Below are 22,439 nucleotides of genomic sequence, written 5' to 3'. Positions count from 1 at the left end.
GGGCGCTGCATGGCAACCTTATTCCAGACTGTTTACCGCCTGACGCATCCCTTGCACCAGAATACTTTCCAGGTTTGCCGTCACCTGTTCAGCAAGCCCTGGCAGCAATGTAAGATCTTCCCCCCAGTGAGCCGCATCGCCGAGCACAGTGTCCACCAGTTCACGTAGCGTCAGATCGCTGCCGACTCGCGGCCACAGACTGGCATACAGGCTTATCCACTGCTCATCATCCTGTAGTGGGTAGCGTTCGCCCGCGCGTTCCCCGCGATAAAATGCCAACAATGCAGCAAGTGCAAACGTTAACCGTACAGGCCAGCGCCCATTCTGCTGACCAGCCAGCAGTTGCGGTAAAATACGGGTACGGAATTTTGTCATACCATTAAGCGCAATGGAGAGCAGTTGATGGCGGATATAGGGGTTCTGAAAACGTCCACTCACGGCACTGGCAAATTCACGCAGTTCATCAGCCGGAAGATCCAGAACCGGGATAATTTCCTCACCAATTGCCTGCTCAACAAAGCGACGCACGTCAGCATCCTGCATTGCCTCCCCCACGGTATCCAGCCCACACAACCAGGCGACTGGCACCAGCGCCGTATGTGCGCCGTTTAGAATGGCAACCTTACGCTCTTTATACGGCTTGATATCACTCACTACACGGATGTTCAGCGGACACTGCGCCAGTTTCAGCTCCCCGACCAACCACTCTGGCCCCTGAATAACAAACAGGTAAAAATGTTCGGCGGTACCGAGAAAGGCATCGTGATAACCCAGCGTTTCCTCCAGCGTAGCGGCCTCCTCACGTGGGTAGCCGGTAACAATGCGGTCCACCAGCGTGGAGCAGAAGGTATTCGCTGTTTCCACCCAATCGGTAAATGCCGGAGGAAGCTGCCAGGCCTGCGCATATTGCAACACCAGGGCTTTAAGCGCCTCACCGTTATAGTCGATAAGCTCACAAGGAATAATTACCCAACCTTTATCCGCCGCACCGGCAAAGTGGTTAAAACGCTCCAGCAGCAGACGTGTCAGTTTAGCTGGAAAGCTGATCGGTGGCGCATCATCAACGTTGTCGGCTGCGTGATAGCTAATCCCGGCTTCGGTGGTATTTGAAAACACAAAGCGAATATCCGCATTGTGCGCCAGCGCCAGATACGCGGCGAAGTCCTGATACGGATTGATCTCGTTATTGACCGAGCGGATCAGTCGCGCTTCGCTCACTGCATCACCTTGTTCGTTCAGGCCACGAATAAGCGTGGTATACAGCCCGTCCTGAGTGTTCAACGACGGTGGGAAATCGGTATTGATCGGACGAACAAGAGTGACTCCCGCCTGCAGATCCGTTTTCTCGTTCAGGATATCCAGTTGCCAGTCAACAAACGCACGCAGGAAATTTCCTTCGCCAAACTGGATCACTCGTGTTGGATAGTTGCGCCCAGGAAAGTCACGTCGATTCAATGTTTTCATCACACTCTCCCTATCAGAACGTAATCACGCCTTTAATCAGTTCACGGTTGTTGATCACATCCCGTTCATAGATCTCTGCCAACGTGTCAAACGCATAGCGGTGCGTGAGCATCATGTCAGCCGTCAGTTTGCCTTCCGACATCAGACGCCCCACTTTGGCGAAATCTTCCGGGGTGGCGTTACGGCTGCCCATCATGGTGGTTTCTTTCTTGTGGAACTCGGGATCGGAGAACTGTAAATCACCTTTGAACAGCCCGACAAAAACGATGCTGCCGCCGTGACGAATCAAATTCACCGTGTTGTTCATCGCGTGCTGATTCCCCGTAGCATCAATGACTTTTTGCGCCAACGAACCGCCAAACTGTGTGCGCAACTGCGCATCAAAATCTTCAGCAGACGGATCGATAACCGGGAGCCCCAGACGGGAAACCACATGCTCTCTGCGTGCCGGGCTGGTATCCGCGACAACCACCTGCGCACCGTCCGCTTTGGCTATCGCCGCGGCACCGAGGCCAATCGGACCTGCACCGACAACAAGAACATGTTCGCCAGGTACCACCGCTGCCCGACGCACCGCATGGGCGCTAATGGCATAAGGTTCGATCAATGCCGCGGCATGCGGATCAATCCCCTGCGCATCCAGTAGATTCGTCACCGGAACGGATAAGTACTCGCTAAAGCCACCATCCTGGTGCACACCGATCACCGAAATCTTCTCGCAGCAGTTGGTACGCCCGCTCTGGCACGCCGGACACTGCTGGCACGCTACGTAAGGAATAACGGCTACCTGCTGACCATTTTTCAGATCTTGTATATTTTTTCCCAGCCCGACAATTTCTCCACATATTTCATGGCCTAACACACGTGGATAGCTGAAAAAAGGTTGATTCCCGCCCCAGGCATGAATATCGGTTCCGCAAATCCCTACGGATTTAATTTTAATTAATGCTTCGCCCTCCCCCGGAATAGGTATTTCACGTTCTTTCCAGACTAATTTTTTAGGTTCCTGGCAAATCAACGTATTCATCGTAGACATGATTCTGCTCTCCTGTTTTTTTGTTGCCTCAGATATCAACGAAAATAAAAACGCCGGAGAAAGCGGAAACATAATCTGTGAATCTCAACGCATAAAAATGTTTTAAATCGGGTTTTAATAGTCAAAAAGGAGAAACCATGAGCCGTTCGCAGAACTTACGCCACAACGTGATTAACCAAATAATTGATGATATGGCGCGTGGTCATATCCCTTCCCCTTTGCCTTCGCAAAGCGCACTGGCAGAAATGTACAACATCAGCCGGACCACCGTGCGCCACATGCTGAGCCATTTAGGTGAATGCGGCGTACTGACGCAAGTCGGTAGTCACTACGTTATTGTACGCAAACCGAACCATGATGACGGTTTTTCGTGTACTACAGCGTCCATGACCGAGCAAAACCGGATTTTTGAGCAGGCATTTTTCACCATGATTAACCAGCGCCAACTGCGTGCGGGTGAAAGCTTCTCTGAACTGCAACTGGCCAGGGCCGCGGGGGTCAGCCCGGTCGTTGTACGGGAATATCTTTTAAAATTCGAGCGTTACAATCTGATTAAAAATGAAAAGCGCGGTCAGTGGAGCATGAAGCAGTTCGATCAGGCCTATGCCGAGCAGTTGTTCGAACTACGAGAAATGCTGGAGACTCACTCTCTGCAGCATTTCCTCAACCTGCCTGACGATGATCCTCGCTGGCTGCAGGCCAAAACGCTGCTGGAGCGCCACCGGATACTGCGTGACAGCATCGGCAGTAGCTTTCGCATGTTCTCGCAGCTGGACCGGGAATTCCATGCTCTACTGCTTTCCGCAGCCGACAATATATTTTTTAATCAGTCACTTGAGATTATTTCTGTGATTTTCCACTTTCACTATCAGTGGGATGAAAGCGACCTCAAGCAACGCAACATCATTGCCATCGATGAACATATGACCATCCTCAGCGCGCTGATTTGCCGCAGTGACCTGGATGCTACCCTGGCGCTTTGTAACCATTTGAATTCAGCCAAACAATCGATGATTCGCTCCATCAACCAACGTTGCCACAATGCTCATTAAGAACAGATTAAAAACAGCAAACCATTACCGGGAGCACGGTTTTATAAAAATAAAAACGCCAGAAAAATACCTCTTGCCTATGCTCACGCTAAGTCGACTGCATTAAAAAACTTTCGTGAGCGGTGATGAAAAAATTGATTTATCACCGGTACTTTTTCAATACAGCACAGCCAGCCGCTGTGTAAAAAATAAATTATTGAGGTTCAGGAGTCCGGCGTGGAAAAAAATAATATTACCCTCGACCCGAGTTCTTCGTTTGGCACCTCGTCATCTGCGGATATTAATGTTCCGCCAGAAGGCATGGTGCAACGCAGTAGTCGAATAAAGCGCATTCAGACCACAGCAATGATTTTATTATTTTTTGCTGCGGTGATTAATTACCTCGACCGCAGCTCACTGTCAGTAGCAAACTTAACCATTCGCGAAGAACTGGGGCTCAGCGCCACACAAATCGGCGTGCTGCTGTCGGTGTTTTCTCTCGCATATGGTATTGCGCAACTTCCCTGCGGCCCGCTACTGGATCGTAAAGGTCCGCGCATCATGCTGGGACTGGGGATGTTCTTCTGGTCGCTGTTCCAGGCGATGTCTGGCATGGTGCACAGCTTCACCCAGTTTGTGTTGGTACGTATCGGGATGGGGATTGGCGAAGCGCCAATGAACCCATGTGGTGTAAAGGTCATCAACGACTGGTTTAACATCAAAGAACGCGGTCGTCCGATGGGGTTATTCAACGCCGCTTCAACGATCGGGGTTGCCATTAGTCCGCCAATTCTGGCTGCCATGATGCTGGTCATGGGCTGGCGCTGGATGTTCATCACCATCGGTGTGCTGGGTATTTTCCTCGCTATCGGCTGGTACATGCTGTACCGCAACCGCGAACAGATTGAACTGAGCGCCACCGAGCAGGCGTACCTGAACGCCGGCAGTGTCAACGCGCGTCGTGATCCTTTGAGCTTTGCCGAATGGCGCAGCCTGTTCCGCAACCGTACCATGTGGGGCATGATGCTGGGCTTTAGCGGTATCAACTACACGGCATGGTTATATCTGGCCTGGCTGCCTGGTTATCTGCAAACGTCCTACAACCTGGATTTAAAAAGCACCGGATTAATGGCTGCCATTCCGTTCCTGTTTGGCGCAGCCGGGATGTTGATCAACGGTTTTGTCACCGACGGGTTGGTGAAAGGCGGTATGGCACCGATTAAGAGCCGTAAGATTTGTATTATTGCCGGGATGTTCTGCTCAGCTGCCTTCACGTTTGTCGTACCACAGGCAACAACATCAATGGCTGCGGTACTCCTGATCGGTATGGCGCTGTTCTGCATTCACTTCGCCGGCACCTCCTGCTGGGGGCTGATCCACGTCGCTGTCGCTTCACGTATGACTGCCTCTGTGGGCAGTATCCAGAACTTTGCCAGTTTTATCTGCGCATCGTTCGCGCCGATCGTCACCGGGTTTATTGTTGATACCACCAACTCTTTCCGCCTGGCGTTGATCATCTGCGGTTGCGTAACCATGGTAGGCGCGCTCGCCTATATCTTCCTGGTTCGCCAGCCAATCAGCGACCCGCGTCAGGAGTGATGCTCTGTAAGGGTCCGGTAATTGTACATTACCGGACCTGCGCCAAAGCCCGCTATACTTCCCTCATGAATCTTTCTCTGCGCCCCACAACCTTGACTGATATCGCGACCCTGCCTGACATCGAATGTTCAGCAGGAGAACGTTTCCGAGACATCCCCTCGCTTGCATGGATCGCCGACGAGCGTCCTCTTTCGCCCGCGCAACACAGACAATACGTGGAAAAAGAGATGAGCTGGCTGGCGTTGGTGAATCATTATCCCGTCGGTTTTTTGCTGGCGGAAGCACTGGACTCCTCACTATTTATTGCCGAGATTTCTTTGCATCTGGACTGGCAGGGAAAAGGGATTGGTCGCAGATTAATTGACCATGTCGCCGGGCACGCGCGTGAGAAAGGCTTCACCTCACTCACTTTGACTACCTTCCGCGATGTACCGTGGAATGCCCCATTCTATGCAAGATTAGGCTTTGAAATGCTGGCCGATGAAGGGCTAATGCCAACACTGCGCCAGAAGAGAGAGGAAGAAGCGGCGCGTGGTCTGGCGTATGAATTACGCTGTGCCATGCGCCTGATATTGCGCTAATTGCCCGATGGCGGCTCCGCCTTATCGGGCCTACGTAACCTTTCCCCGTTGGCCGGATAAGCGCCAGCGCCATCCGGCATCACAGGCTTAGAACGTTTCCCAGTTATCACCGGCATCCGTTACCGAGGCTTTGCGTGGCTGTACAGTTGCTGAAGCGGGTTTTGTGGTCGCAACATCGCGCGCACGCTGTTGATCATGCTGAATACGGAACACCGCAACGGCCTGAGTCAGACGGCTGGCCTGTTCTTCCAGTGCCGCAGCGGCAGCAGCGGATTCTTCCACCAGCGAGGCGTTCTGCTGCGTCACGCGATCCATCTCAGCAACGGCCAGGCCCACCTGGTCGATACCACGGCTCTGCTCGTCAGACGCAGAAGCGATTTCACCCATGATATCAGTCACACGGGTCACCGCATTAACGATCTCATCCATGGTTTCACCGGCGCTTTCTACCAGTGTTGAGCCCACATCGACACGACTTACCGAATCTTCAATCAGACTTTTGATTTCGCGGGCAGCCTGCGCACTGCGCTGGGCCAGGTTACGGACTTCACCCGCCACCACCGCAAACCCACGTCCCTGCTCACCTGCACGCGCAGCTTCTACTGCTGCGTTAAGCGCCAGGATATTGGTCTGGAAGGCAATGCCGTCGATCACGCTGATAATATCGGCAATTTTCTGCGAACTGGAAGCGATATCACGCATGGTTTGCACCACGTTATCCACCACTTTGCCGCCTTTCTGCGCCGTTTCTGAGGCACTCAGCGCAAGATGGCTGGCTTGACGGGCGTTTTCGGCGTTCTGCTTCACGGTCGCCGTCAGCTGTTCCATGCTGGCCGCAGTTTCTTCCAGAGAAGCGGCCTGCTGCTCGGTACGTGAAGAGAGATCGTTGTTACCCATCGCAATCTCGCTGGCACCGCTATAGATAGCGTTAGCACCATTACGCACATCACCCACGGTGTTCATCAGCTCACCCTGCATGTGACGCAGGCTTTCTGCCAGTTGCCCAATCTCGTTGGACCCTTCTACATCAATGCGCTTTACCAGATCGCCGCTGGCAATATGGCGAATGCTGTCAATCAGACGGTTCATCGGAGAAATAAGAGAAAGTTTGATACCGAACCAGACCGCAACAATCGCCGCCAGCACGGTAATCAGCACACATGCCAGTACCCACATCGCCTGGCTGTAAGAGCTGTTGTTATCTTCAACCGCGATGTCATACAGACGGTCATTCTGCTGCATGTAATTGACATACTGCTTCTCAAAACCATCCTGATAGCTTTGTGTCGGTTGATCAAAGAATGCGTTGATCTTCCCTTCACCCAACAGTTGGATCAGCTCCGCCAGCGCACCGTGGTAGATGTCATAGGTGCGGTTGATCTCCTGGAAAGCGGCTTCACTTTGACGCGGGTCACGCGGGAGAGACTCATAGAGCGCCCAGTTTTTTTCCGTCAGTTTCAGCGCCCTGCTCGCTACCTGCATCAGTTCAGCAACGGTCGCACCGCTGCCAATATTGCTCTGATCCATCATGTAGCGAATACCCGCCCGGTTAAGGGTGTTTCGCGTTTGCAGCAGTTCAACCCAGGTGGCATTCAGCGCAGACTGCTGCTGGCGAATGGTTTGCAGAACGGTAAAGTTCTCTTTGTCATTCTTCAGTGAGTTAAAGAACAACCCGCCCGAGGCCAGTTGTAAAACGCCAAACAGCGCCAATACCAGCAGTAAGCTGGTAACAATCTTCATTCGTTTTAACATGTTTTCTCTTTCCGCTAGACAGATGTCAGAATTTTCGGCCTGGAAAGGGAAAACTTTATGGAATTCGTGCTAACTGAATCGATCTCAGCATCGACGATTCGTCGATGTCCGCAGTCAACCAAGGATCGAAAGGCGTTTGTTAGTGATCTCAATCACATAATTATCCCCACTCACCGGCACCAGGAACCGCTCGCTGACACTTGGGACCGCTTAAGCTGACATACAACCACTCACTTATTTACCTTACTTTACGCGCGTAACTCTCTGGCAAGATCCTCGGCAACATAGCAGTCAATTTATCTCCTCAAACACACAATCAAACCCACACGGCTTCGGCCAATTATTAATCTAATACCAGGTTTTACTATGGATACGAAAAAGATATTCAAGCACATACCCTGGGTGATTCTCGGAATCATCGGTGCATTCTGCCTCTCGGTAGTGGCATTACGTCGGGGTGAACACATCAGCGCCCTGTGGATCGTGGTCGCCTCTGTCTCTGTTTATCTGGTGGCCTATCGTTACTACAGTCTCTACATCGCTCAAAAGGTGATGAAACTTGACCCGACGCGTGCCACGCCGGCGGTCATCAACAATGATGGTCTGAACTACGTACCAACCAACCGTAACGTGTTGTTCGGTCACCACTTTGCCGCTATCGCAGGTGCAGGTCCGCTGGTTGGACCGGTACTGGCCGCGCAGATGGGCTACCTGCCCGGTACGCTGTGGCTGCTGGCCGGTGTGGTACTGGCTGGTGCGGTGCAGGACTTCATGGTGCTGTTTATCTCTTCACGCCGTAACGGCGCGTCTCTCGGTGAGATGATCAAAGAAGAGATGGGCCCGGTGCCGGGAACCATTGCGCTGTTCGGCTGCTTCTTAATCATGATCATCATCCTCGCGGTACTGGCGCTGATCGTGGTAAAAGCGCTGGCAGAAAGCCCGTGGGGGGTGTTCACCGTCTGCTCAACCGTACCTATCGCGCTGTTTATGGGGATCTACATGCGATTCCTGCGCCCAGGACGTGTGGGTGAAGTGTCAGTGATTGGTATTGTGCTGCTGGTAGCCTCAATCTACTTCGGCGGCGTGATTGCGCACGACCCGTACTGGGGCCCGGCACTGACCTTTAAAGACACCACCATTACCTTTACGCTTATCGGCTACGCATTTATCTCTGCGCTGCTGCCGGTATGGCTGATCCTCGCTCCGCGCGACTATCTGGCCACCTTCCTGAAAATCGGCGTTATCGTCGGCCTGGCGGTAGGTATCGTTATCCTTAACCCTGAGCTGAAAATGCCGGCGATGACCCAGTACATTGACGGTACCGGTCCGCTGTGGAAAGGCGCGCTGTTCCCGTTCCTGTTTATCACCATCGCCTGTGGTGCGGTATCTGGCTTCCACGCGCTGATTGCTTCCGGTACAACGCCGAAGCTGCTGGCCTGTGAAACCGACGCGCGTTTCATTGGTTATGGCGCGATGCTGATGGAATCCTTCGTCGCAATTATGGCGCTGGTTGCTGCTTCCATCATTGAACCGGGTCTGTACTTTGCAATGAACACCCCGCCTGCGGGCCTTGGCATCACCATGCCGAACCTGCATGAAATGGGGGGTGAAAATGCACCACTGATTATGGCGCAACTGAAAGACGTCACCGCACACGCAGCGGCAACCGTCAGTTCCTGGGGCTTCGTGATTTCGCCTGAGCAGATCCTGCAAACCGCGAAAGACATCGGTGAACCGTCTGTTCTGAACCGCGCAGGTGGCGCACCAACGCTGGCTGTCGGTATCGCCCACGTGTTCCACAAAGTGCTGCCGATGGCTGACATGGGCTTCTGGTACCACTTCGGTATCCTGTTCGAAGCACTGTTTATCCTGACCGCGCTGGATGCAGGTACCCGTTCTGGCCGCTTTATGCTGCAGGATTTACTGGGTAACTTCGTCCCGTTCCTGAAGAAAACTGACTCTCTGGTTGCAGGCGTCGTTGGTACTGCGGGCTGCGTAGGCCTGTGGGGCTACCTGCTGTATCAGGGTGTGGTTGACCCGTTGGGCGGCGTGAAGAGCCTGTGGCCTCTGTTCGGTATCTCTAACCAGATGCTGGCCGCTGTGGCGCTGGTTCTGGGCACCGTGGTACTGGTTAAAATGCAGCGCACCAAATACATCTGGGTCACCGTGGTTCCGGCAGTATGGCTGCTGATCTGCACCACCTGGGCGCTGGGTCTGAAACTGTTCAGCACCAACCCGCAGATGGAAGGCTTCTTCTTCATGGCGAATCAGTACAAAGAGAAGATTGCCAACGGTGGCGAACTGACCGCACAGCAGATTGCCAACATGAACCATATCGTCATCAACAACTACACCAACGCAGGCCTGAGTATTCTGTTCCTGGTGGTGGTGTACAGCATCATTTTCTACGGGTTCCGCACCTGGCAGAAAGCCCGCACCATCAACGGTCGCTCTGATAAAGAGACACCGTATGTACCGGTGCCGGAAGGCGGCGTGAAGACCTCTTCACACCACTAAGATGTAATCAGCCCCGCTCCGGCGGGGCTTTTCGCTTATCAGGATTGTTTATGTTTGGTACTTTAGGTCAGGCAAAAAAGTATCTCGGTCAGGCGGCAAAGATGTTGATTGGTATTCCGGACTACGACAACTACGTCGAGCACATGAAGACCAACCATCCCGATAAGCCGTACATGACCTACGAAGAATTCTTCCGCGAGCGCCAGGAAGCCCGCTACGGTAGCGGCGGAAGCAGTTGCTGTTAGAAGGAGATGTGAATGACCCCGATTGCAGTTACCCTACTCACCGGTTTTCTTGGCGCAGGTAAAACCACCCTGCTGCGCCATATTCTCAACGAGCAGCACGGTTACAAAATTGCCGTTATCGAAAACGAATTCGGCGAAGTCTCGGTGGACGATCAGCTGATTGGCGACCGCGCCACGCAGATCAAAACGCTGACCAATGGCTGCATCTGCTGTACCCGCTCCACTGAGCTGGAAGACGCGCTGCTCGATCTGCTCGACAACCTCGACAAAGGCACCATCAATTTTGACCGCCTGGTGATTGAGTGTACCGGCATGGCCGATCCCGGCCCGATTATTCAGACCTTTTTCTCCCATGAAGTGATTTGCGAACGCTACCTGCTGGACGGGGTGATTGCGCTGGTTGATGCGGTACATGCCGACGAGCAGATGAACCAGTTCACCATCGCCCAGTCGCAGGTTGGTTACGCCGACCGCATCCTGTTGACCAAAACCGACGTGGCTGGCGTTAGCGAAAAACTGCGTGAGCGCCTGGCGCGTATCAACGCTCGCGCTCCGGTGTATACCGTGACCCATGGCGACATCGACCTCTCCCTGCTGTTCAACACCAACGGTTTTATGCTGGAAGAGAATATCGTCAGCGCCAAACCACGCTTCCACTTTATCGCCGACAAGCAAAATGATATTTCCTCAATCGTCGTCGAGCTGGATTACCCGGTGAACATCAGCGACGTGTCGCGGGTAATGGAAAACCTGCTGCTGGAATCCGCCGAGAAACTGCTACGTTACAAAGGCATGCTGTGGATTGAAGGCGAGCCAAACCGCCTGCTGTTCCAGGGCGTCCAACGCCTGTACAGCGCCGACTGGGACCGCCCATGGGGCGATGAACAACCGCACAGCCAGCTGGTGTTTATCGGCATTAATTTGCCGGAAGACGAGATCAGAGCAGCGTTTGCGGGATTGAAGAAGTAATGTGTATCAGGGCCATCACGAGATGATGGCCTCCAGGTCAGAGCGGGCGTTTACGCCGCCATCCGGCAATCACAGACCCGCACATTCTAACTATTTCTTGTTTTGCTCCCGCAGCATGGCTTCGCGCAAGATCGCATTCAACCGCGTCTGGTAACCCTTCCCTGGACGTTTCAGCCATTCCATCACATCGGCATCAATACGCACGGACGCCTGCGTTTTCAACGGGCGAAAAAACTTACCGCGCCCGGACTCTGACCACAGCTCATCTTCGGTCGCGGGAATATCGCTGTAATCAATATCATCATCCAATTTATTCGCCAGCACCTTCAGTTCAGCCTCATGCTGAGCATTCAGCGCGGATACGCTGCCGCGTTTATGTTTAACCATGCTCATAACGATTCCTCTCTTTACTGTCTGCCTTTCTGGCGCTGATGATGCGAATAATTTCATTCCCACTTTCAAACCGGACGCTATGTGCAACCAGAATAACCACGATACCGTGCATCATTCCAATGGTCTGCCACCGATACTCACCGTTCTCATAACGGTCCTGACGCGACAAATGCCGGGGATCGTCAAATACCAGAACAGCATCCTCAAAGCGAACACCATGTTTACGGTGGTTACTTTGTGCCTTGTTTGCATCCCACTCAGACTCCGTTGGCATGAATTTCATCCCTGATTGTATATACAAAAAAGTATATACAATTATCTTACGATTATAGCGAAATTGTTGGAAATAGCCTCACGTTTTACCAATCATAGGGTGAATTTTGTAGGCCGGATAAGGCGCAGCCGCCATCCGGCACAGGCAGTTTTCATTCCGATAAGTGATTCATCCCATGGAATTTTTCACCTGCTGTGGCAAGCTATTGCCATTGCACTTGTTAAGGGACCAACGTGAAAAATTACAAAGTGATTACCCCGCTTTTTCCGACCTACGCCCAGGTAAAAGCGATGATGAAAGCCGTTTCAGGCTATTCCCTGAAATCGGTACGCAGCATGATTACAGCCATCTTTGAACAAACCGGTACCCCGCAAAACCCGGTTGACTGGTCAGAACCTGATTTATGGATCAACGAGCGCTTAAGCGGTGAGGATGCCGAAATTGCACTGCGTATCTGGCAAACCGACAATCATATTCTGAACCCACGCCACAGCTACGGCTGCTACCTGTTCCTCAACTACCCGCTGTTTGAACTGATGGAAAGTACCGCCGATGACATCTGGGCACCGACCGCTCGCGGCGAGCGTTTTCTGCAAGACGACGACGAAACGCTGCGCTGGCTGGACGATCAGGAAGGGCTGATACAGTTGCTGGAACTGCTCGCCGGTCGTGAAATGTCGCGCCGTGGGGATCTGCTGCCAGAATGGCTGGCGTTTTTGCATCAGCATTCTAAATTTGCCTCCGACCGCTCGGCAAAAAGCACGCTCTACTCGCGTCTGTATAACCTGATTGACCGCCAGTTGGCGACCAGAGAAGGGATGAGCTACCGCATTACTGACTCAGGTCGACAGTGGCTGACACAAGCGCTGCCAACTAAAAAGGCGGACCCGCGTAAGGCGCTGCTCGATGCGGTAAAACGCTACAACGAGCAGCAAAAAGAGGTACTGCGCGAACAGCTCTCCACCATGAACCCCTACAAATTTGAGCATCTGGTGGCGCAGCTTCTTGAAGCGATGGGCTATGAAGAGGTCGAGGTCACCAAAGCCTCCGGCGATAAAGGCGTGGATGTGATTGGTCAGGTTCAGGTGGGCATCACCACCATCACCGAAGTCGTACAGGTGAAGCGAATGCAAAATACCATTACTCGCCCATACATCGATCAGTTGCGCGGCGCACTGCCCTATCATAAAGCCATTCGCGGCACGCTGATCACCACCGGCAAGTTTGCCGCCAAATGCGCGGAAGCGGCGCTGTTTCCGGGTGCTGCCCCTATCACGTTGATTGACGGCGATCGCCTGCTGGAAATGTTGATTGAAAATAACGTCGGCATTCGACGCAGCAATGCGGTCGAACTGCTGGATGTCGATTTACAGCTGTTTGACGAACCCGAGCTTGAGTAAAGGGCGAACTTCACCGCTTTTACCGTTACAATAGCCACCCCATTTTTCCTGATTGAGTTCATCATGGCCAAAGCACCAACGAAAAAAGCCAAAGCAAAGAAAGGCTTTGAAGACACATTATGGGATACAGCGAACCAGCTTCGCGGCAGCGTAGAATCCTCCGAGTACAAGCATGTGGTGCTGAGCCTCGTGTTCCTCAAATTTATCAGCGATAAGTTTGAAGCCCGCCGTCAGAAAATGAAAGACGAAGGCCAGAGCGATTTCCTCGAATTGGAAGTCTTCTATCAGCAGGACAACATCTTCTATCTGCCGGAAGAGGCGCGCTGGTCGTTCATCAAACAGCACGCCAAGCAGGATGATATTGCCGTGCGCATTGATACCGCGCTCTCCACCATTGAGAAGCGCAACCCGACGCTGAAAGGCGCGCTGCCGGACAACTACTTCAGCCGTCAGAATCTGGAAACCAAGAAGCTGGCGTCGCTAATCGACACCATCGATAACATCGAAACGCTGGCCCACGAAACCGACGTGGAAGCGCTGTCGAAAGAAGACCTGGTCGGCCGCGTGTACGAATACTTCCTCGGCAAGTTTGCCGCCACCGAAGGTAAAGGCGGCGGCGAGTTCTATACGCCAAAATGCGTGGTCACGCTGCTGACCGAAATGCTTGAACCGTTCCAGGGCAAAATTTATGACCCCTGCTGCGGCTCAGCGGGGATGTTTGTGCAGTCGGTGAAGTTTGTTGAAAGCCACCAAGGGAAAAGCCGTGATATCGCCCTGTACGGCCAGGAGCTGACGGCGACGACCTACAAGCTGGCGAAGATGAACCTCGCGATTCGCGGCCTTTCTGCCAACCTTGGCGAGCGCCCGGCGGACACCTTCTTCAGCGACCAGCACCCGGACCTGAAAGCCGACTATATTCTGGCAAACCCGCCGTTTAACCTGAAAGACTGGCGCAACGACGCCGAGCTGACCAAAGATCCGCGCTTTGCCGGCTACCGCACGCCGCCGACCGGTAACGCCAACTACGGCTGGATTCTGCATATGCTCTCCAAGCTGTCGGCTAACGGCACCGCCGGTTTTGTGCTGGCGAACGGCTCGATGAGCTCCAACACCAGCGGCGAAGGTGAGATCCGCGCGCAGATGATCGAAAACGATCTGATCGACTGCATGATTGCCCTGCCCGGCCAGCTGTTCTACACCACCCAGATCCCGGTGTGCCTGTGGTTTATGACCAAGTCGAAAGCAGCCGATCCGGCCAAAGGCTATCGTAACCGTCAGGGCGAAACGCTGTTTATCGATGCGCGTAACCTTGGCACCATGATGAACCGCACCACCAAAGAGCTGACGGCGGACGATATCGCCACCATCGCCGACACCTACCATGCATGGCGCAGCACGCCGGAAGAGCTGGCCGAGCGCGTTAAGCGCGGCGACAGCAAGCTGAAACAATACGAAGACCTGGCCGGATTCTGCAAGGTTGCCACCATTGAAGAGATGAAGGCTAACGACTATGTGCTGACCCCGGGCCGCTACGTGGGCGCCGCCGAGCAGGAAGACGACGGCGTGGCGTTTGAAACCAAAATGCGCGAGTTGTCGCAGACGTTGTTCGTGCAGATGAAGCAGGCAGAAGAACTAGATAAAGCCATTCGCCAGAACCTGGAGGGGTTGGGTTATGGCGATTAATTATATAGAAATGCGTCTTGAAGATTGCATGGACGCTATTATTGATTACAGAGGTAAAACCCCAAAAAAAGTTGATAATGGCATTCCTCTAATCACAGCCAAAATTATCAAAAATGGTAGAATTCAAGAAGTTAGTGAATTTATTGCTATTGATGATTATGACAATTGGATGGTTCGAGGGTTACCTTTGGAAGGTGACGTCGTACTAACAACAGAGGCTCCACTAGGCGAAGTAGCGCAATTAGATGCACGTAAAGTGGCTTTAGCTCAACGAGTTATTACTCTGAGGGGTAAAAAAGGGACCTTGGAAAATGATTATCTTTTATATCTTTTACAGTCTTCTTTTGTCCAGAACCAGCTTGATGGAAGAGCCTCCGGAAGCACTGTTACTGGGATCAAGCAATCTGAGCTTAGAGAGATAATATTAAGATTGCCTCCAACCGCTTTACAAAAATCAATTTCGCATCAATTAAAATGCCTTGATAAAAAGATTGATTTGAATAATAAAATCAACCAAACCCTGGAACAAATGTCCCAAACCCTGTTCAAATCCTGGTTTGTGGATTTCGATCCGGTGATTGACAACGCTCTGGATGCGGGAAACCCAATCCCGGAAACGCTGCAATCTCGCGCCGAACTACGTCAAAAAGTACGAAGTAGTGCAGATTTTAAATCACTTCCGGCGGATGTTCGTGCGTTGTTCCCAGCTGAGTTTGAAGAAACAGAGCTGGGTTGGGTACCTAAAGGTTGGGATGTCGTAAAAACTGAAGATATTGCTATAAAAATTGGCATGGGGCCGTTTGGTTCAAATATTAAAGCATCACAATTTGTAAGTAGCGGTATCCCAATCATTAATGGTCAACAACTTAAAGGGTTTATTTTAGAAGAAAATTTTATCAACTATATTACTGATGATCATGCAAATATCCTCAAGAATTCATTAGTATATGAACACGACATTGTGCTAACTCATCGTGGCACACTTGGTCAAGTTTCATTAATACCAAAAAGAAAGGGAAATGAAAAATTTGTAATCTCTCAGAGCCAATTCTACTTAAGAGTTGATAGGAAAAAATGTTCACCTTTTTATATGATACATTTTTTAAAATCTAGAATTGGTCAGGAAGCATTACTCTCCAATGCTTCTCAGGTGGGTGTTCCTTCTATAGCTCGTCCATCAACCCATTTAAAAAAAATAACTTTCATAAACCCACCATTATCACTGCATAAACTCTTTGACAATGAATTTGAAGTGATACTAGAAAAATTCATGAATTGCAAAGAGCAGTCACTGGCCCTAACCGCCCTCCGCGACACCCTGCTCCCCAAACTTATCTCCGGCGAGCTGTCCCTGGAGGATCTGCCAGATTTAGTCAACCAAACCGAACCCGCATAACGCATTTTGCCCCTGAAAAATCAGGGGCTTTCTGTTAAGGTTTTCTCTGTTACAGGAACCCTTACCAGAAAATCAGCCAGGGCCGGAGCGAGATATGCATCTCTCATTCAGTGAAGCGAAGTTAGAACAGGCGATAATTGAACTGTTACAGGATCAGGGCTATCAGCACCTGATCGGCGATAATGTGCCGCGTTCCAGCCTCGATCAGGTGATTATCGAAGACGATCTTCGTCATTACCTCGCCGCGCGCTATCAGGCCGACGGCATCACCGAAGAGGAGATCCAGCGGCTGATCAAACAGTTCACCACCCTGCCCGCCTCCGATCTCTACGAAAGCAATAAAACTTTCTGCGCCTGGCTGGCCAACGGTTTCCTGTTTAAACGTGACGATCGCCAGCAGAAAGATCTCTATATCGAACTGCTCGATACCAGACACCTGCCCGCCGCGCTGCGTGAACTGTTCGATACCGAAGAGGTTCCGCTGCAACAGGCCGCGGAAACGCCGGCAAGTTATCATCTTACCCAGCCGCTGAACCGGGTGAAAATCGTCAATCAGCTGACCATCACCGGCAAAGAAAACCAGCCGCGCATTCCGGATGCCATCCTCTATATCAACGGCCTGCCGTTAGTGGTCTTTGAATTTAAAAGTGCGGTGCGCGAGCACGAAGCCAATATTGGCGATGCGTATAAACAGCTCTGCACCCGCTATCGCCGCGATATACCGCAGCTGTTTGTCTATAACGCGCTGTGCATTATCAGCGACGGCGTCAATAACCGCATGGGCAACCTGTTTGCACCGTACGAGTATTTCTACTCGTGGCGCAAAGTCACCGGCAATGAAAACCGCGAGCAGGACGGCATCCCTTCCCTGCACTCGATGATTCAGGGGCTGTTTCACCCGGTCCGCCTGCTGGACGTGATCAAAAACTTTATCTGTTTCCCGGATAAAGCCAAACACGAAGTGAAAATCTGCTGCCGCTACCCGCAGTACTATGCGGCGCGCAAGCTTTACTACAGCATCGAACGGGCGCGTAAACCTTTCGGTGACGGCAAGGGCGGCACTTACTTTGGCGCAACCGGCTGCGGCAAGAGCTACACCATGCAGTTCTTAACCCGTCTGCTGATGAAAAGCGTCGAGTTCGCCAGCCCGACGATCGTGCTGATCACCGACCGCACCGATCTCGACGATCAGCTCTCAGCGCAGATGTGCAATGCCAAAAACTATATCGGCGACGACACTGTAGTACCCGTCACCAGCCGCGACGATCTGCGGGAAAAACTGGCCGGTCGCAACAGCGGCGGCGTCTTCCTGACCACCATCCATAAATTTACCGAAGATACCGAACTGCTCTCCGGGCGCAGCAATATCATCTGTATTTCCGATGAAGCGCACCGCAGCCAGGTCAACCTCGATCAGAAAGTGATCGTCGATAAAGAGAGCGGCAGGGTGCGCAAAACCTACGGTTTCGCCAAATATCTGCACGACTCACTGCCGCAGGCCACCTACGTTGGATTTACCGGCACGCCTATCGACGCCACGATGGAAGTCTTTGGCAACATCATCGATAGCTACACCATGACCGAATCCGTGCAGGATGAGATCACCGTGCGCATCGTCTACGAAGGCCGCGCCGCAAAAGTGATTCTTGATGCTCACAAGCTGGAAGAGGTGGAAAAGTACTACGCAGAGTGCGCTGACGCCGGTACCAACGAGTGGCAAATCGACGAGAGCAAAAAAGCCAGCGCCACCATGAACGCCATTCTTGGCGATGAAGATCGCCTGAAAGCGCTGGCGGAAGACTTTGCGAAGCACTATGAAAAACGTGTCGCCGAAGGCTCAACGGTGAAAGGCAAAGCGATGTTTGTTTGCGCCAGCCGTGAGATTGCCTGGGATTTCTATCGTCAGTTGAAAGACTTTCGTCCGGCATGGTTTGAGGTTAAGCAGACCCCGGATGGGATTGAGCTGACCGGGCAGGAAGAGAAAGAGCTGCCGCCGTCCGAAATGGTCAAGATGGTGATGACGCGTGGCAAAGACGATGACGCGAAACTGTACGAGCTGCTGGGCAGTAAAGAGTACCGCAAAGAGCTGGATAAACAGTTCAAAAACGCGAAGTCGAATTTCAAAATCGCCATCGTGGTGGACATGTGGCTGACCGGTTTTGACGTGCCGGAGCTGGACACCATTTATATCGATAAGCCGCTGCAAAAGCATAACCTGATCCAGACCATCTCCCGCGTTAACCGCAAGCTGGAAGGCAAAAGCAAAGGGCTGGTCGTCGACTATATCGGTATTAAGCGCCAGATGAACCAGGCGCTGGCGATGTATTCACGCATCGATGCCACCAACTTTGAGGATATTCAGCAGTCGGTGATCGAGGTGAAAAATCATCTCGATCTGCTGGCACAGGTGTTTCACGAATTCGACAGCCGCCCTTATTTCAGCGGCGAGCCGCAGGCGCAGCTTGCCTGCCTGAACTTCGCGGCAGAATTTGTCATGCGCACCCAGAAGACAGAGCGCCGCTTTATGGGGCTGGTGAAGCGGCTGAAAGCGGCCTATGACGTCAGCTGCGGCAGCGAAGCGCTGTCGCAGGCCGAGCGCGACCATATCCATTTTTATATTGCCGTGCGCTCTATCGTCTTCAAGCTGACCAAAGGCGACGCGCCGGACGTCACACAGATGAACGCCCGCGTGCGCGAGATGATCGCCGAAGCGCTGAAAGCCGACGGCGTGGAAGAGCTATTTTTCCTTGGCGACAAGAAAGCGGAGTCGATTGATATTTTCGACGACGATTATCTGGCGCGCATTAATAAGATCAAACTACCGGCAACCAAAATTCAGCTGCTGCAAAAGCTGCTGGAAAAAGCCATCAGCGACTTTAAACAGATCAACCAGCTTCAGGGGATTAATTTCACCCGTCGTTTCCAGTCGATTATGGATAAATATAACGAGCGCCGGGAAGATGACGTCCTCAACGGCGAAGAGTTTGATACCTTCAGCCAGGAGATGACCGATATTATCTACGATATTAAAACCGAGATGGGCACCTATGCCGAGATGGGGATTGATATCGAAGAGAAAGCCTTTTACGACATTCTGGCGCATATGCGCGATAAGTATCAGTTCACCTATGAGGATGACAAGATGCTGGCGCTGGCGAAAGAGATGAAGGCGGTGGTCGATAACACCTCGAAGTATCCAGACTGGAGCAAGCGTGATGACATTAAGGCGAAGCTGAAGGTGGAGCTGATCCTGCTGCTGCACAAACACAAGTTCCCGCCGGTGGCGAATGATGATGTGTATATGGGCGTGCTGTCGCAGGCGGAGAATTTTAAGCAGCACCATATTACTACACTGCATTAATTTTATTGCCGGATAACACTTTGCTTATCCGGCTACTTTATATTTCCCCTCAATTTAATTCCCGTATTTATATTTCCAGTTACGTGTTTATTATTGTCTATTTTTAGCTGGCTTTATTTTTATTTACTGGTTATTTTTACAGGTGTTATTTATCGCAAGACGCCCGTGGTGGAACACGGGCGCCTCGCTAATCACAATTACTATTTTAGGAGAATAGCCATCATGACTACCCCGCATTCTATTGCAGAATTCACCGATCCAGAAGTCTCCCCGGCAAATAATCGTCTGGGCACCGTGACTTATGCGAGTCGTTATCCGGATTACGCACATGTTCCGGCAATTATGATGAAAGGCCAGTGGCTGGAAGCCGCCGGTTTTACCACTGGCTGCAAATTCGATGTCAGAGTGATGCCAGGCTGCATTGTGCTGACAACAAAACTGCCGGAGCCAGAAGAACCGGCGCTGCTACAGTCGCTGCGTCGGGTGTGCAAGCTGTCCGCGCGTAAGCAACAGCAGGTACAGGAGTTTATCGAGGTGATTTCGGCGAAGCCGCGCAGGCAGAAATAACCGCCCGGATGCCCGATGGCACTGCGCTGTCGGGCACCGAACACCACTTACTCCGTAATCACAAACCGCGTCGCGGCAAAGCCGTTCAGGATCCGGTGTACCAGAAAAACCATCGTTAATGTTGCCACCAGCGCGACGGTGACGGAGGTGATGCGGTACAGATCGCTGAATACCAGGTCCTGATCCGGGTGCAGATTCTGGCCAAACATAATGCCGATGGTGGTGATACTGGCAAAACCCACGCCCGCGCCGACCTTTTCCATTACGTGCAGGCGGGCGCTAAACGCCAGCCCGAGGCCAATCAGCGGCATCATCAGCACCATATGGTTGCTGAAATCATAGATAAGCAGTTGCACCAGCAGAATATACAGGCAGGCCAGCACCACGCCGACCACGCGCCAAATCGAGCTAATCACCGCGCCGCGGTAGTGCATCGGAAACAAGATCAAAATGCCTGCCATCAGCGCCGACAACGAATCACTCAAATCACAGATCTGGAAGATGACAAAAATCATCGTCGCCACCGTACCGGAAAGCAGCGATTCATGGCGGACCCGGGCGGCATCTTTCTCAATGCGCGGCGGCGGCTGGCGGGGTTCTACGTCCGGGATCAGATAATTCAGCAGCGCGCTCAGCGCCACCGCCATTACGCAGGCCTCCATATTGGAAAACATCAGCGTATGCCAGTTGGTAGTGGGATAGCTCATAAAGTTGAGCATCGTGCTCTGACACACCACGCCCATCGAACCGAGTAGAAACAGCGGCCCTTTGCTCATAAAACGAAAACGCATCACATACAGGCCGAACACCACCAGCGTCATAATCAGCGGCCACTGCGAGAGATAGCCAACGATTAGCACCATTTCAACGCAGTTCACCGCCGCACTGAACACGAACTGTGTTGCCACATGGCGGTTGAATACCGGCACCAGCGACAGCAGCATCAGCGGATAAACCACAAAAAACACACCGTACTGCCCGTTGTAGAAGGTCGAGATACTCAGCGCTATCGTCCCAGCAACGGAGATACGCAAGGTCTGGCGAAAATCATTGGCGGTGTAGACAATATTCCCGTGCGGCGTAAAGACGTGGGCCAGAGTATTAATAGACATAATGCAGCCAGCTGACGAGGTGGATCTGCGCCCCGGCAAAGGTGCGGGCGAACATCCCCTCGCTGTTATACAGCTGTACCGTGGCGCGTGCCCCGGTCGGTAACGGCGTGTCGAGCGGTTCGTTCAGCACTACGTGAATGCGCATACGCTGGGCATCGCGCACCCAGCGGGTAGACTGCTCCGGTTGCGACAACTGGCCGTTAACCTGCTCCTGACCCGCCAGAATACCGGCATCACTGCTGGTAACGCGAGCAGAGAAAACCTTGCCCGGCATGGCATCGAACACCACGGCGGCATCGGTATCCACGCGAGTGTGGCGCAGGCTTTTCTCGCGAAAGTCGGCCACGATATCAGTCTGATGGCTGACCAGCGCCAGCAGCGGCGTGGCGGCGGTCGCGTAAAGTCCGGGGCTAAGCTGAAGGTTGCTCACCGTGCCGTTGGTCTGTGCATACACTTTGCTCCAGCCGAGGTTCAGTTGCGCCTCTTCCAGCGCGTTACGGTATTTTTGCAACGTCACGTTACGCTTATCATCGCGCTCACCGCGCTGAATCAGCAGGTTCTGAATACTGGCATTAAGTGCCGCCACCGACTGCTCGCTGGTTTGCCAGGCGGTGCGCACCTTGTCGAGATCGGATTGCGACACGTTCTGCATGGCACTCAGGCGCTGATAGCGGTCAAAGGTGGTCTTATCGTTACGGGCGTTGAATTGCGCGGTGCGCAGGTTGGCGCGCGCGGAGGCTATCTGCGCATCCAGCTGTTGATTGCTCAACTTCGCCTGCTCAAGGGCGATTTGCGCAGCCTCGACCTTATTGATAAACGGCGTCGGATCCAGTTCGTACAGCAAATCGCCCTTCTTCACTTGGCTATTATTGTGTACATGCACCTGCGAGACGTAGCCGGAAACGCGTGAGGAAACAGGCGTTACCACACGCATCAACGTGGAGTCCGGCGTCAGCGGGATCCAGATATCGGCAACGATAAACCAGGCGAATACTACCAGGAAAGTGGCAATACTCACCCTTACCCAACGGGCAAATTTTTGTTCTGGGGTCATCATAG

At 52.5% G+C, this 22,439-nt stretch carries 18 protein-coding genes; 11 read left to right on the top strand and 7 right to left on the bottom strand.

All coding sequences use genetic code 11. The features are described from left to right. Nucleotides 1-18: 18 nt before the first annotated feature. Nucleotides 19-1,464 carry a tagaturonate reductase gene (locus ACLJXE_RS12910; protein WP_410751071.1) on the bottom strand — a complete coding sequence of 482 codons (1,446 nt, stop codon included), beginning with the start codon at nt 1,462-1,464 and terminating at the stop codon, nt 19-21. A 13-nt stretch (nt 1,465-1,477) separates the two neighbouring features. Further along, on the bottom strand, nt 1,478-2,500 hold the full coding sequence (locus ACLJXE_RS12905; RefSeq protein WP_286630651.1) for a zinc-binding alcohol dehydrogenase family protein: 1,023 nt from the start codon (nt 2,498-2,500) through the stop codon (nt 1,478-1,480). Nucleotides 2,501-2,637: 137 nt separating this feature from the next. Here ACLJXE_RS12905 and ACLJXE_RS12900 point away from each other — a divergent pair, with 137 nt between their 5' ends. The 3 genes from ACLJXE_RS12900 (at nt 2,638) to ACLJXE_RS12890 (ending at nt 5,711) form a co-directional block, all read left to right on the top strand. Further along, nucleotides 2,638-3,552 (top strand): GntR family transcriptional regulator, encoded by a 915-nt coding sequence (locus ACLJXE_RS12900; RefSeq protein WP_286630650.1) that lies wholly within the window; start codon nt 2,638-2,640, stop codon nt 3,550-3,552. A gap of 216 nt (nt 3,553-3,768) precedes the next feature. Continuing rightward, nucleotides 3,769-5,130 carry an MFS transporter gene (locus tag ACLJXE_RS12895; RefSeq protein ID WP_286630649.1) on the top strand — a complete coding sequence of 454 codons (1,362 nt, stop codon included), beginning with the start codon at nt 3,769-3,771 and terminating at the stop codon, nt 5,128-5,130. A gap of 65 nt (nt 5,131-5,195) precedes the next feature. Continuing rightward, the gene (locus ACLJXE_RS12890; RefSeq protein ID WP_410751212.1) at nt 5,196-5,711 is read left to right on the top strand and encodes a GNAT family N-acetyltransferase; all 516 of its coding nucleotides are present in this window, start codon (nt 5,196-5,198) and stop codon (nt 5,709-5,711) included. 87 nt (nt 5,712-5,798) lie between these two features. On the opposite strand, the gene tsr is transcribed toward ACLJXE_RS12890, so the two are convergent. Beyond that, a complete protein-coding gene (gene tsr / locus ACLJXE_RS12885) occupies nt 5,799-7,463 on the bottom strand; it encodes a methyl-accepting chemotaxis protein (RefSeq protein WP_410751070.1) in 1,665 nt (554 codons plus the stop codon). 366 nt (nt 7,464-7,829) lie between these two features. Between tsr and btsT the strand changes: the two genes are divergently transcribed. From btsT to yjiA, 3 genes are read left to right on the top strand one after another with little or no spacing between them, the layout of a single operon-like run. After that, nucleotides 7,830-9,980, top strand: coding sequence for a pyruvate/proton symporter BtsT (gene btsT, locus ACLJXE_RS12880; protein ID WP_410751069.1), 2,151 nt, complete (start codon nt 7,830-7,832; stop codon nt 9,978-9,980). Nucleotides 9,981-10,030: 50 nt separating this feature from the next. Beyond that, nucleotides 10,031-10,225: a YbdD/YjiX family protein gene (locus ACLJXE_RS12875; protein WP_003830038.1), complete on the top strand. Its 195-nt coding sequence runs from the start codon at nt 10,031-10,033 to the stop codon at nt 10,223-10,225. Nucleotides 10,226-10,237: 12 nt separating this feature from the next. Continuing rightward, nucleotides 10,238-11,194: a GTPase gene (gene yjiA / locus ACLJXE_RS12870; protein WP_410751068.1), complete on the top strand. Its 957-nt coding sequence runs from the start codon at nt 10,238-10,240 to the stop codon at nt 11,192-11,194. 90 nt (nt 11,195-11,284) lie between these two features. Here the strand turns inward: yjiA and ACLJXE_RS12865 are convergent, their stop codons facing one another. Then, nucleotides 11,285-11,587 carry a BrnA antitoxin family protein gene (locus tag ACLJXE_RS12865; protein ID WP_410751067.1) on the bottom strand — a complete coding sequence of 101 codons (303 nt, stop codon included), beginning with the start codon at nt 11,585-11,587 and terminating at the stop codon, nt 11,285-11,287. Further along, complete coding sequence (locus ACLJXE_RS12860) at nt 11,574-11,861, bottom strand: BrnT family toxin (protein ID WP_410751066.1); 288 nt, start codon at nt 11,859-11,861, stop codon at nt 11,574-11,576. Before ACLJXE_RS12860 ends, ACLJXE_RS12865 begins: the two co-directional genes overlap by 14 nt. A gap of 233 nt (nt 11,862-12,094) precedes the next feature. On the opposite strand from ACLJXE_RS12860, the gene ACLJXE_RS12855 reads away from it, so the two are divergent. The 5 genes from ACLJXE_RS12855 (at nt 12,095) to symE (ending at nt 20,268) form a co-directional block, all read left to right on the top strand. Next, on the top strand, nt 12,095-13,261 hold the full coding sequence (locus tag ACLJXE_RS12855; protein WP_410751065.1) for a restriction endonuclease: 1,167 nt from the start codon (nt 12,095-12,097) through the stop codon (nt 13,259-13,261). A gap of 63 nt (nt 13,262-13,324) precedes the next feature. Further along, nucleotides 13,325-14,944 carry an N-6 DNA methylase gene (locus ACLJXE_RS12850; RefSeq protein WP_410751064.1) on the top strand — a complete coding sequence of 540 codons (1,620 nt, stop codon included), beginning with the start codon at nt 13,325-13,327 and terminating at the stop codon, nt 14,942-14,944. Then, nucleotides 14,934-16,340: a restriction endonuclease subunit S gene (locus ACLJXE_RS12845; protein ID WP_410751063.1), complete on the top strand. Its 1,407-nt coding sequence runs from the start codon at nt 14,934-14,936 to the stop codon at nt 16,338-16,340. Before ACLJXE_RS12850 ends, ACLJXE_RS12845 begins: the two co-directional genes overlap by 11 nt. Nucleotides 16,341-16,434: 94 nt before the next feature. Beyond that, the gene (locus ACLJXE_RS12840; protein ID WP_410751062.1) at nt 16,435-19,701 is read left to right on the top strand and encodes a type I restriction endonuclease subunit R; all 3,267 of its coding nucleotides are present in this window, start codon (nt 16,435-16,437) and stop codon (nt 19,699-19,701) included. Between the two features lie 222 nt (nt 19,702-19,923). Next, nucleotides 19,924-20,268, top strand: coding sequence for an endoribonuclease SymE (symE, locus tag ACLJXE_RS12835; RefSeq protein ID WP_410751061.1), 345 nt, complete (start codon nt 19,924-19,926; stop codon nt 20,266-20,268). 47 nt (nt 20,269-20,315) lie between these two features. Here the strand turns inward: symE and ACLJXE_RS12830 are convergent, their stop codons facing one another. Together ACLJXE_RS12830 and ACLJXE_RS12825 are read right to left on the bottom strand one after the other, a co-directional pair. After that, nucleotides 20,316-21,380 carry a DUF2955 domain-containing protein gene (locus ACLJXE_RS12830; RefSeq protein WP_410751060.1) on the bottom strand — a complete coding sequence of 355 codons (1,065 nt, stop codon included), beginning with the start codon at nt 21,378-21,380 and terminating at the stop codon, nt 20,316-20,318. Continuing rightward, nucleotides 21,370-22,437 carry an HlyD family secretion protein gene (locus ACLJXE_RS12825; protein WP_410751059.1) on the bottom strand — a complete coding sequence of 356 codons (1,068 nt, stop codon included), beginning with the start codon at nt 22,435-22,437 and terminating at the stop codon, nt 21,370-21,372. The genes ACLJXE_RS12830 and ACLJXE_RS12825 overlap by 11 nt, the downstream gene beginning before the upstream one ends. Between the last annotated feature and the right edge of the window lie 2 nt (nt 22,438-22,439).

Source organism: Citrobacter sp. U14242 (genome assembly GCF_046555775.1).
Classification (GTDB): domain Bacteria; phylum Pseudomonadota; class Gammaproteobacteria; order Enterobacterales; family Enterobacteriaceae; genus Citrobacter.
The sequence above is the reverse complement of the archived record's forward strand: the minus strand, read 5'-3'. Positions and strand labels throughout refer to the sequence as shown.